This is a genomic window from Corallococcus sp. BB11-1 (assembly GCF_026626625.1).
In the GTDB taxonomy this organism is placed as follows: domain Bacteria; phylum Myxococcota; class Myxococcia; order Myxococcales; family Myxococcaceae; genus Corallococcus; species Corallococcus soli.
Map to the genome: position 1 here is coordinate 75,920 of NZ_JAPNJY010000019.1, position 13,448 is coordinate 89,367.

At 71.3% G+C, this 13,448-nt stretch carries 17 protein-coding genes; 6 read left to right on the top strand and 11 right to left on the bottom strand.

What is annotated here, in order from left to right; genetic code table 11:
• Positions 1–30 precede the first annotated feature (30 nt).
• From gloA to OV207_RS15390, 3 genes are all read left to right on the top strand, one after another.
• Positions 31–417: a lactoylglutathione lyase gene (gloA, locus tag OV207_RS15380; protein WP_193349758.1), complete on the top strand. Its 387-nt coding sequence runs from the start codon at positions 31–33 to the stop codon at positions 415–417.
• A 298-nt stretch (positions 418–715) separates the two neighbouring features.
• A complete protein-coding gene (mgtE, locus tag OV207_RS15385) occupies positions 716–2,044 on the top strand; it encodes a magnesium transporter (RefSeq protein ID WP_193349760.1) in 1,329 nt (442 codons plus the stop codon).
• A gap of 30 nt (positions 2,045–2,074) precedes the next feature.
• Positions 2,075–2,986, top strand: a complete 912-nt coding sequence (locus OV207_RS15390) for a DUF6929 family protein (protein WP_267555977.1) — start codon at positions 2,075–2,077, stop codon at positions 2,984–2,986.
• Between the two features lie 13 nt (positions 2,987–2,999).
• Here the strand turns inward: OV207_RS15390 and OV207_RS15395 are convergent, their stop codons facing one another.
• The 3 genes from OV207_RS15395 to OV207_RS15405 all read right to left on the bottom strand — a co-directional run bounded on the left by OV207_RS15395 (position 3,000) and on the right by OV207_RS15405 (position 4,976).
• Positions 3,000–3,749 carry an SDR family NAD(P)-dependent oxidoreductase gene (locus OV207_RS15395; protein ID WP_267555978.1) on the bottom strand — a complete coding sequence of 250 codons (750 nt, stop codon included), beginning with the start codon at positions 3,747–3,749 and terminating at the stop codon, positions 3,000–3,002.
• A gap of 97 nt (positions 3,750–3,846) precedes the next feature.
• Entirely contained in the window at positions 3,847–4,767 is a 921-nt protein-coding gene (locus tag OV207_RS15400) for a tetratricopeptide repeat protein (protein WP_193349763.1), read from the bottom strand.
• Positions 4,764–4,976 (bottom strand): hypothetical protein, encoded by a 213-nt coding sequence (locus OV207_RS15405; RefSeq protein ID WP_120531602.1) that lies wholly within the window; start codon positions 4,974–4,976, stop codon positions 4,764–4,766. The genes OV207_RS15400 and OV207_RS15405 overlap by 4 nt, the downstream gene beginning before the upstream one ends.
• Before the next feature lie 230 nt (positions 4,977–5,206).
• Here OV207_RS15405 and OV207_RS15410 point away from each other — a divergent pair, with 230 nt between their 5' ends.
• Positions 5,207–6,034 (top strand): SDR family NAD(P)-dependent oxidoreductase, encoded by an 828-nt coding sequence (locus OV207_RS15410; RefSeq protein ID WP_193349764.1) that lies wholly within the window; start codon positions 5,207–5,209, stop codon positions 6,032–6,034.
• Positions 6,035–6,037: 3 nt separating this feature from the next.
• Here OV207_RS15410 and OV207_RS15415 read toward each other — a convergent pair whose 3' ends face one another.
• On the bottom strand, positions 6,038–6,403 hold the full coding sequence (locus OV207_RS15415) for a hypothetical protein (RefSeq protein WP_227027435.1): 366 nt from the start codon (positions 6,401–6,403) through the stop codon (positions 6,038–6,040).
• A gap of 267 nt (positions 6,404–6,670) precedes the next feature.
• Between OV207_RS15415 and OV207_RS15420 the strand changes: the two genes are divergently transcribed.
• Positions 6,671–6,958, top strand: a complete 288-nt coding sequence (locus OV207_RS15420) for a hypothetical protein (RefSeq protein ID WP_267555979.1) — start codon at positions 6,671–6,673, stop codon at positions 6,956–6,958.
• A 3-nt stretch (positions 6,959–6,961) separates the two neighbouring features.
• Here OV207_RS15420 and OV207_RS15425 read toward each other — a convergent pair whose 3' ends face one another.
• The 6 genes from OV207_RS15425 to lspA (OV207_RS15450) all read right to left on the bottom strand — a co-directional run bounded on the left by OV207_RS15425 (position 6,962) and on the right by lspA (OV207_RS15450) (position 11,675).
• Complete coding sequence (locus OV207_RS15425) at positions 6,962–7,300, bottom strand: hypothetical protein (RefSeq protein WP_267555980.1); 339 nt, start codon at positions 7,298–7,300, stop codon at positions 6,962–6,964.
• Positions 7,301–7,315: 15 nt separating this feature from the next.
• Complete coding sequence (locus tag OV207_RS15430; protein WP_193349765.1) at positions 7,316–7,837, bottom strand: KdsC family phosphatase; 522 nt, start codon at positions 7,835–7,837, stop codon at positions 7,316–7,318.
• A gap of 13 nt (positions 7,838–7,850) precedes the next feature.
• On the bottom strand, positions 7,851–8,933 hold the full coding sequence (locus OV207_RS15435) for an MXAN_5187 C-terminal domain-containing protein (protein ID WP_267555981.1): 1,083 nt from the start codon (positions 8,931–8,933) through the stop codon (positions 7,851–7,853).
• 39 nt (positions 8,934–8,972) lie between these two features.
• Positions 8,973–10,274, bottom strand: a complete 1,302-nt coding sequence (locus OV207_RS15440; protein ID WP_267555982.1) for a prolipoprotein diacylglyceryl transferase — start codon at positions 10,272–10,274, stop codon at positions 8,973–8,975.
• A 127-nt stretch (positions 10,275–10,401) separates the two neighbouring features.
• The gene (gene lspA, locus OV207_RS15445) at positions 10,402–11,010 is read right to left on the bottom strand and encodes a signal peptidase II (RefSeq protein WP_267555983.1); all 609 of its coding nucleotides are present in this window, start codon (positions 11,008–11,010) and stop codon (positions 10,402–10,404) included.
• Between the two features lie 32 nt (positions 11,011–11,042).
• Positions 11,043–11,675 carry a signal peptidase II gene (lspA, locus tag OV207_RS15450; protein ID WP_267555984.1) on the bottom strand — a complete coding sequence of 211 codons (633 nt, stop codon included), beginning with the start codon at positions 11,673–11,675 and terminating at the stop codon, positions 11,043–11,045.
• Positions 11,676–11,793: 118 nt separating this feature from the next.
• On the opposite strand from lspA (OV207_RS15450), the gene OV207_RS15455 reads away from it, so the two are divergent.
• Positions 11,794–12,165, top strand: coding sequence for a hypothetical protein (locus OV207_RS15455; RefSeq protein WP_193349770.1), 372 nt, complete (start codon positions 11,794–11,796; stop codon positions 12,163–12,165).
• A 73-nt stretch (positions 12,166–12,238) separates the two neighbouring features.
• Here the strand turns inward: OV207_RS15455 and OV207_RS15460 are convergent, their stop codons facing one another.
• Positions 12,239–13,441 carry an endonuclease/exonuclease/phosphatase family protein gene (locus OV207_RS15460; protein ID WP_267555985.1) on the bottom strand — a complete coding sequence of 401 codons (1,203 nt, stop codon included), beginning with the start codon at positions 13,439–13,441 and terminating at the stop codon, positions 12,239–12,241.
• Positions 13,442–13,448: the final 7 nt, after the last annotated feature.

Here is a 13,448-nt window from a genome sequence, read left to right on the forward strand (position 1 = left end):
CCGGCGGCCCCGGCGGTTATGACCGCCCGCATGCGAATCCTCCACACCATGCTCCGCGTCGGCGACCTGGAGAAGTCGCTCGACTTCTACACCCGCGTCGTCGGCATGACGCTGCTGCGCCGCCACGACTACCCTGAAGGCCGCTTCACGCTCGCCTTCGTCGGCTTCGGCCCGGAGGACACCCACCCCGCGCTGGAGCTCACCCACAACTGGGACACGGCGAAGTACGAATTGGGCACCGCCTACGGCCACATCGCCCTGGGCGTCAGCGACATCCACGCCACCGCCAACGCCATCCGCGCGGCCGGCGGCAAGGTCGTCCGCGAGCCCGGCCCCATGAAGCACGGCACCACCGTCATCGCCTTCGTGGAAGACCCGGACGGCTACAAGGTCGAGCTCATCCAGCAGAAGACCTGAGCCTCCGCGCACCGACCTGGAGCGTGGTGCCCCAAGGAGCCGGAGCACCGGGCACGCGGCCCCTGACGCCCGGCCGGACGCCCCGGACCGGCTTGGAAGCAGCGGGAAGGCAGGCGGCGAAGGCACCCAGGCACCCCGGGCCCGAGGCCGTGCCCCCGAGGGAGGACGCACCGGGCAGGCGGGCGAAATTTCAGGGGGATGTTTCGCGGCTTCCGCTCGCCGTGCCCCCCATGGGGGTGTAGAGAGGCCGGCGCGCCGCGCATCGGCGCGCGCGCACCCTCCCCTTCCGAGGCACGCCATGGTGGAGAGTCCCCAGAGCCAGAACGCGTTGTCCCCCGATGAGCTTCACGAGGCCTGGGCGGTGCTGTCCGGGGATGAGCGCCTGGAGGGCTTCCGCCTGCTGCCCCCGGCCGTGGCGGACGACTTCTTCCTTGGGCTGTCCGCGCGCGAACAGGCGGAGCTCATCCTCTCCCTGCCTCCGGCCGAGCGCCGCACCTGGGTCCGCCTGCTGCCCCCGGACGACCTGGCCGACCTGGTCCAGGCGGTGGAGCCGGACCAGGTGAACACCATCCTGTCGCAGCTGGACGACGCCAGCCGCCGCGAGGTGAACGTCCTGCTGGCCTACGCGGAGGACGACGCCGGCGGCCTGATGAATCCGCGCTTCGCCCGCGTGCGTCCGGACATGAGCATCGACGAGGCCATCGGCTACCTGCGCAAGCAGGCGCGCGAGCGGGTGGAGACCGTCTATTACGCCTACGTGCTGGACGCCGAGCAGCGCCTGCAGGGCGTGCTGTCCCTGCGCCAGCTCTTCCAGGCCGCGCCGGACAAGCGCGTGGCGGACGTCATGCAGCGCGACGTCATCACCGTGGCGGAGAACACCGACCAGGAGGCCGTCAGCCGCACCTTCTCCGAACACAGCTTCATGGCGATGCCCGTGGTGGACGAGGCGCAGCGCATGAAGGGCATCGTCACGGTGGACGACATCGTGGACGTGGTGCAGGAGGAGGCCACGGAGGACATCCAGAAGGTCGGCGGCATGGAGGCCCTGGACGCGCCGTACTTCGACGTGGGCTTCCTGGCGATGCTCAAGAAGCGCGCCGGCTGGCTGATGGTGCTCTTCCTGGGAGAGATGCTCACCGCCACGGCGATGGGCTACTTCGAGCATGAAATCGCGCGCGCCGTGGTGCTGAGCCTCTTCATCCCGCTCATCATCAGCTCCGGCGGCAACTCCGGCAGCCAGGCCACCACGCTCATCATCCGCGCGCTGGCGCTGTCGGAGATGCGGCTGAAGGACTGGTGGCGCGTGGCCCGGCGGGAGCTGGGCACGGGGCTGGCGCTGGGCACGGTGCTGGGGCTCGTGGGCTTCACGCGCGTGATGGTGTGGCAGGGGCTGTTCCACAGCTATGGGGACCATGCGGTGGTCATCGGCCTCACCGTGGGCGTGTCGCTGGTGGGCGTGGTGCTGTTCGGCACGCTGTCCGGCTCCATGCTCCCGTTCATCTTGAGGCGCGTGGGCTTCGACCCCGCGAGCGCCTCCGCGCCCTTCGTGGCCACGCTGGTGGACGTGACCGGACTCGTCATCTATTTCACGGCGGCCAGCCTCTTCCTGCGCGGCAGCCTGCTGTAATCAGCGACGCTGCGCCCCGGAGGCCATTCCATGATCGTCACCACGCAGCGGCGCACGCTGACCTTGTTGGAGCCGCGGGGCGGCCATGTCTCCGCCGCCAGCGGGCTGGTGCGCGTGGGGGACTGGCTCTACGTGGTCGCGGACGACGCGCTCCACCTGGCCGTGTTCCCCGCCACCGGGGACGCGCCGGGCCACGGCGTGCGCCTCTTTCCGGGGGAGCTGCCGGACGCGCACGCGGCGCGCAAGGCGGCCAAGCCCGACCTGGAGGCGCTGTGCCGGCTGGGCCCCTCCGCCACGTTCGCGCACGGCGCGCTGCTGGCGCTGCCCTCGGGTTCGACGCCGGCGCGGCGCCGGGCGTCGGTGCTGCCGCTGAACGCGGACGGGACGCTCGCGGGGCCGCCCCGCACGGTGGACTGCACGGGGTTGTACGTGCAGTTGGAGCGGGAGCTGGTGGCGCTCAACGTGGAGGGCGCGGCGGTGACGGGCCGGTTCCTGCGGCTGCTCAACCGGGGCAACGGCGAGGGCGGCGTGGACGCGCTGGTGGACCTGGACCTGGACCGCGTGCTGGCCAGCGTGGACGTGGGCGCGCTGGGGCCGGTGGCGGTGCGCAGCGTGCGCCGGTGGGAGCTGGGCGAGGCGAACGGCGTCCGGCTGTCCTTCACGGACGCGTCGGCGCTGCCGGATGGGCGCGTGGTGTTCACCGCCACGGCGGAGGACTCACGCGACCGCGTGGCGGATGGCCCGGTGAAGGGCTCCGCGGTGGGCGTGCTCGCGCCGGATGGGACGCCGGTGTACCTGGACGCGGTGGACGCGGGCCTGAAGCTGGAGGGCGTGGACGCGCGCGTGGAGGGTGGGCGCGTCCACCTGCTGCTGGTGGCGGACGCGGACGACCCGACGGTGCCCGCGCCGCTGCTGGAAGCCGTGCTGCCCGTGCCGGGCTGAGCGGCGCCGGGCCTCAGGCCTGGCGCTTCACCGGCAGCGGGCCGAACGCCTGCGCCACCGGCATCATGGAGATGACGTTGATGTTCACGTGCGCGGGCCGAGAAGCCACCCAGTGCACCGTGTCCGCGATGTCCTCCGGCGTCAGCGGCTGCGTGTTCGCGTACAGCGACGCGGCGCGGGCGTCATCGCCCTTGAAGCGCACGTTGGAGAACTCCGTGCCGCCCAGCAGGCCCGGCTCGATGTCCGTCACGCGCACCGCCGTGCCGTGCAGGTCCGCGCGCAGGTTGAGGCTGAACTGGTGCACGAACGCCTTCGTCGCGCCGTACACGTTGCCGCCCGGGTAGGGGAACTCGCCCGCGATGGAGCCGATGTTGATGACGTGGCCCCGGTCCCTGGCGACCATGCCCGTCAGCGCCGCGCGCGTGCAGTACAGGAGCCCCTTGACGTTGGTGTCCACCATCACGTCCCAGTCCTCCAGCCGCGCCGTCTGCGCGGGGTCCAGGCCCAGCGCGAGCCCCGCGTTGTTGACCAGCACGTCCACCTGCGCGAAGTCCGCGGGCAGCGACGCGAAGGTCCGCTCCACGGCCGCGCGGTCCGTCACGTCCAGCGTCACCGGCAGCAGCCGCTCCCCCAGCTCGGCCCTCAGCGCGTCCAGCCGCTCGCCCCGGCGCCCGGTGGCGATGACGCGCGCGCCCTCCTTCACGAAGCGGCGCGCGACGGCCAGCCCCACGCCCGCGGTGGCCCCAGTCACCAGCACGTTCATGTGATTCCTCCCACGAAGAGACGCCCGGCCCGACGGGGCGGGGCCGCTTCGTTACATCGCATGCGAGGCAGGACCGCGCACGCGAATGCGCCGGGCGTCAGTCCCCGCGGTCGCGGGCGGCTTCCTCGGCGGTGCCGCCCATGGCCTCCACGGAGGTGCGGGCCTGCCTGGCGCGATCAAACGCCACTTCCTTCTTGCCGATGCCCTCCACCGTGAGGTTCGCCAGCCGGCGGCGCGCCCGCAGGATGGCGTCCTGCACCAGCGTGGGGTCCGGGTGCGTCTTGAGCGTCTCCACCCAGGTCTCGATGGCCTTCTCGTTGTCCCCGGCGTCCGCGCGCAGCTTGCCCATCTCGAAGAGGGCGTGCGGCGCCAGCTCCGAATCCGGGAAGCGCGAGCGCAGGTCCGCGAAGGCGCGCAGCGCTTCCTGCCGCTTGCCGTCCATCATCGCCAGCGCCTGCGCCTGGAGGTAGATGGAGTCGTCCACGTACGCGCTGGTGGCGAAGCGCTCCGGCAGCTTGCGCGCCTCCAGCTCGCACTGCGGGTAGTCCGCCAGCTCGAAGTAGAGCTTGGCCACCTGGTACTGCAGCTCCGCGCCCTGGGGCGGGTTGCGGTGCAGCGCCGCGGTGAGCTGGTCGATGGAGCCTCGCAGGTCGCGGTAGTGCACCCGCAGCAGCTCCGCCAGGATGATGCGCGCCTCCAGCGCCTCCGGGGACTCCGGACACTGCTGGATGAGCTGGCGGTAGACGGACACCGCCTCCTTCACCTTGCGCTGCTCCAGCCAGTACACGTCCGCCGCGCCTTTGAGCGCCCGGGCGCGCATCACCAGCGCCTCCGGCGTCCCGTCACGCAGGAGCATGTCGTATGCCTTGCGGTACTCCACCAGCGCTTCGTCCGGACGCTTCTCGAAGATGGCGTCACGCGCGCGCTGCATGTGGTCCACCGGCTTGTCGCGGCAGCCCGTGACGGCCAGCGTCCCCACCGCGAACGCGAACACCCAGCGTCGGCCCAGCCGCTTCATTCGCACGACTCCGGGATGAGGCGCACGCAGCGCGTCTCGTCGCAGCGCACGCACTCACGCTCCGAGGACACGTCCGTGACGCACACCGAGACACGCGAGGTCCGGGGACAGTCCTCGGACGTGACGCAACGGTAGAGACTCCCGTCGGTCCGGGTGATGTCCACCGACGTGGAGCCGCAGGACTCCAGATTGTTGCATCCCAGGAGCATGGCCGACACGACCGCCAGTGCCCCGAACCAGGCGCATTGCACGGCCTGGGTTCTAGCCAACTTCCGCCCCCCGGTCACGAACCGTGCGCCCGCCTGCCTGCCCGTCAGGAAGCGGATTCCCCGCATGCGTGGCCTTCACGGGTGCATGACCACCCCTGACCCGCCGTGCTAGCCCTGTCGCGTCACGACGTTCCATGCCGCCCGTTCACCGGGCCCGGAGCCCTGAAGCCATGAGCCTTCCCTCACGTCCTCGCGCGGTGGTGACCGGAGCCGGCAGCGGCCTGGGGCGCGCGCTGTGTGAAGCCCTGGCGACCCGGCGGGCGCGGGTGCTGGTGTCGGACGTGGACCCGGCCACCGCCGAGGAGACCGCCCGCCGCGTCACCGCGCTGGGCGGCGAGGCGCGCGTGTTCCCGTGCGACGTCACCGACCCCGAAGCGGTGGAGGCCCTGGCGCGCGCCACGGACGACGCGTTCGGCGGCGTGGACCTGCTCGTCAACAACGCGGGCGTGGGCGCGGCGGGGGACGTGGGCGTGCTGCCGCTGGTGGAGTGGCGGCGCGTGCTGGACGTGAACCTGTGGGGCGTCATCCACGGCTGTCACGCCTTCGTGCCGCGCATGCGCAGGCAGGGCACGGGGCACGTGCTCAACATCGCGTCCGCCGCGGGGCTCATCTTCGCGCCGCACCTGGCGGCCTACAACGCGTCCAAGGCCGCCGTCGTGGCGCTGTCGGAGACGCTCTACGCGGAGCTGAGGCCGCTGGGCCTGGGCGTCACGGTGGCGTGTCCCACCTTCTTCCGGACGAACATCGCCGCGGCGGCGCGCTATTCGGATGACTCGCTGAAGGGCCTGGGCGCGAAGCTGGTGGACGGCTCGAAGGTGGGCCCGGACCAGGTCGCCGCGCGGCTGCTCACGGCCGTGGACCGGAACGCTCCGCACGTGCTGCCCATGATGGACGCGCGCTGGTTCTGGCGCATGCGTCGGTGGATGCCGGGGCTGTTCCTCCACGGCGTCATCGCGGTGGAGAAGCACGTCCGCGGACGCATGGCCCGCGAAGGCTGAGCGTCAGTTGCTGCGCTGCTGGGGCGCCGCCTTGCCGGAGGTGAGCACGGACGCCATGGAGTTGCGCTGCTTGATCATCCGCGCCTTCTGGTCCTGCTTGTCGTAGTGCTTCATGATGGCGGCCAGGTGCGCGTCCGCCACCTTGCACTGGACGACGCTGACCTCCTGGTGACGCCGCCCCAACTCGCTCCACATGGCCAGGCGGCCCTGGCTGCCCAGGAGCCGGTCCTCGACCGCGTCCAGGGCGTGGTCCATCTGCTTGCCCTCCGCCTCCAGCACCGCGAGCCGCGCCTCGGAATCCTCCGGCGTCGGACCTCCGCATCCGGTGGACACCGCGAGCCCCACGACCGCGGTCAGTCCGAGCCACATCCGCCGCATCCCCACGTCGCCTCCCAGGTGTCTCGGGTCGTCCACCGACCGTCAGGCAGCGCAAGGTAGGAACGGCCTCCGGGAGCGACAACCTGGACTCACGTTGGGGGAGGAGGCGTTTCCAGGAACGAACGTTTGGGCGAATTTCCCGTCCCGCCCCTTTGACGATGGGTCAGAAGGGCCCCGTTCCAGCGTTGCGCGGCCCCCGGACCCTTCACAGGTTGGCCCTGTCACGTTCGCGATTCGACGCCGCGAAGGAGGAGCGCGATGAAGGGCACGGCGAAGCTGATGCTCGGCGGTGAAGCGGGACAGGGGGTCAGCGTGCAGGCGGGAGACGTGGTGGTGCTGCCCGCGGGCACCGGCCACAAGCGCGTGGAGTCGAGCGGTGACTTCCTCGTCGTGGGTGCCTATCCGGAAGGCCACGGCCAGTGGGACCTCCAGCGCCCGGATGCGAAGACGCACGACGCGTCGGTGAAGCGCATCGCGCGGGTGCCCGTGCCTCCCAGCGACCCCGTCACCGGGAAGAGCGGCGCGGTGGCGCGCTTCTGGAAGTAGCCGTCACGGCACCGACGGAGGGGGCAGGCCTCCGTCCTTGGGGAACAGGGTTCCCCCGTCGGCGGGAGGCATGGGCTCCCGGAACTCGAAGCGGAAGAGGTAGCGCACCTCCACCGGAGTGCCGTTGTAGGTGACGGGCTTGTACTGGCCGGACTCGATGTGGTCGAAGATCTCCTTGCGCTGCTCGGCGGTGAGAGGCCCCTCCCACTCGCGGGCCTTGCAGTGCTCCGCCCGGCCCTGCGTCGTGATGGTGCACTCCACGACCGCGCGGGCCTTCACGGGCCGCGTGCTCGCGCAGCCCGCGAGCACCACGACCCCCGCCAACAACATTCCCCTCTTCATGCGGTGCTTGCCTCTTCAGGGCACCGGAGCGGCGCGCACCCGGTGCTTCAGGATGAACTCACACACCTCGCGCGCGGCGCCGAAGCCCGCGGCGCGCTGGGCCACGTAGTGCACCTGGGAGCGCACCTCGTCCGGGGCCTCGGGCACGGTGGCGGAGAAGCCCACCGCCTTGAGCAGCGGCAGGTCCACCAGCTCATCGCCCATGTAGCCGCAGTGTTCGGCGGACACGTCGAGGATGCCGAGCAGTTTCTCGAAGTGCGCCACCTTGTCGTTGCTGCCGAAGTGCACGTGGCGCAAGCCCAGCGACTGCATGCGCATCTGCGCGGAGAGGCTGTCGCCCCCGGAGATGGCCGCCACCTCGATGCCCACCTCCTGCAGGCGCTTGATGCCCATGCCGTCGCGCACGCTGTACATCTGCGTCCAGCCGGAGTTGGGCACCCAGAAGATGCGGCCGTCGGTGAGCGTGCCGTCGATGTCGAAGATCATCACCGACAGGCGCGCCACCCGCGCCTTGAGCGCTTCCAGGTCCTGGTTCATCGCAACCGCCCCTCTACTTGGGCACGGCCTTGAGCGAGGCCTTGCCGTCCTTGATGACGACCTTGAACTCCACGGCCTTCGCGTTGTGCTGCTTGAGCAGCTCCGGCACCTGCTTGCGCAGCGTGGCCGCCACCGAGTCATAGGACAGCTTGGACGTGTCCTCCTGGCAGCGGCGCTTCGCGGTGACGTAGGCGTCGTACACCGCGCGCAGCTTGTCGTCGGACAGGCCGCCGCCGGGGCCGGCCGCCGCGGGCCGGGGCGCCGCCTGGGCCGCCGCCGCCATGGGACGCGCGGGCGCACCCGCCGCCGGGGCCCCGGACTTCGCGGCCATGCCCGGAGGCACCGCGGGGCGCCCCGCCGCGGGAGTCCCCCCCGCCACCGAAGGCACCGCGGGCGTCAGCGAAGGCAGCTTCGGGGCCCCCGCCACCGCCGGAACGCCGGGCACCGCGGGCGTCCCCCGGAACGGCGTGCCACCCACGGGCGCCACCGCGGGCGTCCCCCGGAACGGCGTGCCCGCCGCTGGAGCCACGGTGGGAGCCACGGGGGAAGCCGCCACCGCGGGCACCACGGGCTCGTTCACCGGACGGCCCGGGACCTTGGGCTCGTTGATGGGGCGGCGGCCGGTCAGCTCCTCGATCTCCTCGATCTCCATGTCGGAGATCTCCTCCGGCAGTTCCACCACGTCCTTGCGGCGCTCACCGGCGGCGGCGGGCTTCTTCGAGGACTCGGCGCGACGGCGGGCCTTGGCCAGGTCGCGGTGGTAGGTGCCGGCCTCAATCTCCTGGAGCGTGCGCACCCACAGCCGCTCGTAGGTGAGGAACTTGTTGTGGATGGTCTGCACGCGGAACTTCACCGACGTGCTGCGCACGAAGGCGCCCTTGAGGCGGATCATCCGCTTCTTCAGGTCCTCGTGCGCGCGGATGGGCGCCTGCCGCTCCATGCCCAGGAAGTACTGCTCGTAGGTGTGGCGCAGCTCCGCGAGCTCCGCCTCCAGGGCCTCACACTCCTGGAGGGCGGCTTCGCTGGAGGAGCTGGCGTCCTGCGCGGACCGGGCCCCGCCTTTGTTGGCGGACCGGGCGTTATCGGGCGGCGGCATGTATCGGGAGTGTCCTCAACCCGGGCGCGGCTCGCAACCTCAGGCCGCCGACGGTGTCGGTCCCAGGCCAGCGGCCTCACCCGCCGGTCGGTGGCGCGCCAGCAGCAGGGCGCCGAAGGTGAACATGCACAGGGAGATGAACTGGCTGGTGGACACGTTGTACCAGGCCTCCAGGGGCACCGCCGCCGCCAGCCCCTGGGCCCCCAGCGACTCCAGCAGGCCGTGCAGGGTGCCGCGCTCCACGTCGCCCCGGAACAGCTCCACCGTGGTGCGCAGGACGGCGTAGGCCATCAGCCAGAGGGCGAAGATGTGCCCGTGGAAGCGGCGGAAGCGGCGCGCGTACAGCAGCGCCACGAAGAGCACCAGCTGCCCCACCGACTCGAAGAGCTGCGTGGGGTACACCGGCAGGGTGGTGCCGTGCAGGGCCACCCAGTCGGAGATGCGCACCGCGCCCGGCGCCGCGTGGTGGAGCACCTGCCCGGTGGCCTCCACGACGAAGCGGTCATCCCCCGCCTGGGAGCCATACGCCAGGCTGGACGCGTGCCCCAGCCGGCCGAACAGGTCCTGGGCCACCCCGGCGCCGGGGAACGTCACCCCGGTGTGGGAGTGGCTGCCCGCCATGTCCCCCCAGCAGCAGCCGGCGGAGAAGCAGCCCAGGCGCCCCAGGCACTGGCCCAGCGACACGGTGGGGATGCACACGTCCGCGAGCCGCAGGAAGTCCAGGTCGTTCTTGCGGGCGAACAGGTACGCCGCCAGCCCCGCGCCAATGAGGCCGCCGTAGAACACCAGCCCGCCGCCCAGCGACAGCGCCTGCGTCCAGTCCCGCGCGTAGTCCTGCCAGTTCACCATCACGAACAGCACGCGGCTGCCCACGAGCCCGCCGATGAGCACCCAGAACGCCAGGTCCATCACCTGCTCGCGCCGCCGGGGCCCTTCCGTGTCCACGAGGCCCTGGCCCGGCACCAGGGTCACCCGGCGCCACTCGTCCTGCGCCAGCCGCCCCGCCACCGACACCGCGCAGCTGAACCCCAGGGCCAGCAGCACGCCGTAGGTGTGCAGCGGGATGCCCTCCCCCTTGCCCCCGGGGAAGGCCTCCGGCGGCAGCGCGTACATCAAGCCGAAGTACGCCAGCCCAAGGCCCATGGCGGCGAAGCCCCCCGCGCGCAGCAGCTTGTCCTGGAGCGAGGCGGGCGCGGCCTTGTCCGTCGCCGCGTCCACCGGGCCCACCGCGCCCTTCCAGCCGTTGACGGCGATGGAGGACACCACCCCCACCGCGACGGCGTACAGCAGGAGCTGCATCCAGAGGCTGGTGAAGGAGAGGCGCAGGAGGACGGGGAGCATGGGGACCTCGGGCCGGGCGGCGAAGACGGACCCGACGACGGACCGCGCCCGGAAACGGCGGGGACAACCAGGGCGGCCGGGCGGGACATTCCCACCCCGGCCCCGGGCGCGAAGCCCGGTGGAGGCGTCAGGCCTTGGCGGGGTCGGAGGCCGGCTTCTCCTTGCGGACGAAGGCGTCCACCACGAGCATGCCCACGCCCACCACGATGGCCGCGTCCGCGACGTTGAACGACGGCCAGGCGGCCTTGTCGTACCAATGCGCTTCCAGGAAATCGATGACGAAGGCCCGGGACACGCGGTCGACGTAGTTGCCCAGCGCGCCGCCCAGCACCATCGGCAGGCCCCACAGCGCCCACGCCTCCGCGGGGTCCGTGCCGGTCAGCTTCCGGAAGTAGAAGACGATGAGGAGCACCGCGCCCAGGCTCACCAGGTGGAAGAGCGGGCCGCGCACGTTGGGCGGCAGGTCGCGGAACATGCCCCACGCGGCGCCCGGGTTCTCCGCGTAGCGCAGGCGGAAGAAGTTATCGACGACCTCCACGTGCGTGCGCGGCTGGAAGTGCAGGCCGTAGCGGCCGGCCGCCTCCGCGGGCGTGTACATCCTGCCCAGGCGCTGGCTCAGCGTGGTGGCCCCGTCGAAGCGGGTGGTGAGGTCCCGCACGACCAGGTACTTCGTCCACTGGTCCAGCACGATGAGGCCCAGCGAGAGGGCGACGAGGATGACGTATTTGCGCGGCACGGAGAGGGCTTATACCAGCCCACCCCACCCCGTCACGGCTGAGGGCTCGGCGGCGTCAACGTCGGGGTGGAGACGGGCTCCGGCCGGCGCACCCACACGGAGTCCAGCAGCATCAGCGCCACGCCCACCACGATGGCCGCGTCCGCCACGTTGAAGGTGGGCCAGCGCATGCCCGGCTGGTTGCGCCAGTGCCAGTCGATGAAGTCGATGACGTAGCCCCGGATGAGCCGGTCCATGAAGTTGCCCAGCGCGCCGCCGGTGATGAGCGCCAGCGCCAGCCGCACCACCTTCTGGGACGCGTCCGTGCGCCGGTAGAGCACCAGGATGAACGACAGCGCCGCCAGGCTCACGACGTGGAAGAACACCTTGCGCGCGGTGTCCGGCAGGTCGGCGAACATGCCCCACGCCGCCCCCGGGTTCTCCACGTAGCGGAAGTGCCAGTAGTCCTCGATGAAGCGGTACGGCCGCGTGTTGCGCCTGAACTCGCCTTCCACCGGCGGGTCGTTGTCCAGGTTCTGCTCGCTCAGGAAGCCCGACACGCGCGCCAGGCCGTCGCGGCCGTCCAGGGCCTGCGTCAGCCGGGACACGGCCAGGTACTTGGTCACCTGATCCGCCGCGAGCACGGCGAGGACCACCACGAGGAGGAGGCGGAGGGAGGCTTTCATGCGCGCCTTGACCTCTATCCTGCCCCCGGGAGCCCTGACAACCCGGGCCCTTGGGGCGCCCGCCGGCCCGCCTGCCAGCGGACTCCCGGAGGCCAACGGTTTCGGGCATGGTGCGCCCATGGCGCCTGTTCAGCCCGACGTGAAACCGTCCACTCCCGACATTGCCCCACCCGAGACCACCACCCCGGCGGAGAAGCCGTCGCTGATGGCGCGCTTCAAGGCGCTGCTGGTGGACTACGGGCCGCTGGCCATCGTGCTGAACTACGTCATCTTCGGCCTGGTCATCGTGGGCTTCTGGGCGGCCATCCGCGCGGGCTTCCAGCCGCAGAGCACCGGGGCCCAGGCAGGCGCCTGGGGGGCCGCCTACATCGCGTCACAGGCCGTGAAGCCGCTGCGGCTGGCGGCGGTGTTCGTGCTCACGCCGCTCATCGCCCGCATCCCTCCGGTGGGGCGCTTCCTGGCGAAGAACAAGCACAAGTGGAGCTTCTGAAGCACTTCTGGAGGCGCGCGGACCGGCCGGACACCGAGGGACTCCCGGTGCCCGGCCGCGTCGCGCTCACCGACTAGAAGTTGGGCGTGAGGTAGTCCTTCACCACGCCCATGTGCTGCATGTTGGCGGCGCCGCTGTCGCTGGACAGCGCCGGGTAGATCTCCGACAGCGGCGTGTAGACGCGGCTGTCGAGCACGAGGCCGTTGGGGAAGGTGCTCGCGCCCACCACGGTGGGCACCCGGTACTGGTGGAGGTCGTTGTCCACCAGGACGTGGTCGTAGGGCTTGGCGCGGCTCGCGTTGGTGCCTTCCTTGCCGTTCTTGTCGGCGGGGTGCGGACCCACGGTCGTCACCACCTGCTTGAGGGTGGTGAGGCAGGACTCGGAGCGGCTGTCGGTGTTGAGGTCACCGCCGACGGTCAGGTAGTCCGCCTCAGGAATCTTCTCCTTGATGTACTTCACCAGGTTGCCAGCCTCCGTGTTGCGAACGCCGGAGCCGCTGGTGAGCAGGTGCACGCTGACCGCCCAGAGGTCACGCGGCCCCGGGATGTCGATGCGCGCCCAGGCGAAGTCGCGGTTGGACACCTGCGTGTCCTTCCACTCGCCCGACTCCAGGATGGGGAAGCGGCTGATGATGCCGTTGGGGATCTGCGCGCCGGTCTCGCGGTAGTAATGGAAATCCTTGCCGAAGGTCGTGTCGACCATGCTTCGGATGTCCGCCGCGGAGTTCGACTTGTAGTTGAACTCCTGGATGAGGACGACGTCAGGCTTCACGCCCTGCATCAGCCGGATGCCGTGACCCGGGTCGTAGTTCTGGCCGTTACCGCTGGTGATGTTGGCCGCCATGATGCGGATCTTCGTGGAGCCGCCGTCCGCGTCCGAGCCACCGTCCGTGGTGCCCGCGTCACCCGAGCCCGCGTCCGCGGTGCCTGCATCGACGGTGGTGCCCGCATCGACGGAGGTGCCCGCGTCGACGGTGGTGCCCGCGTCGACGGTGGTGCCCGCGTCACCCGAGCCCGCGTCCGCAACGCCCGCGTCGACCGTGGTGCCCGCGTCGACGTCAGTGCCCGCGTCAATCGTGCGGCCGGCATCCTCTTCGCCGCCTGCGTCGACCGTGGCGCCGGCATCCGCCTGCGTGCCCGCATCATCCTGGTTTCCGGCATCGACCTCGATCACTGGGTCCCGAGGCGGCAACGGCTCTGCATCCTGGCCACAGGCGGTCGCCAGGGCCCCCACCGCCACGAGGGCGCTGAGAAACGGGGGGAGCTTCATGGACATGAGGGGA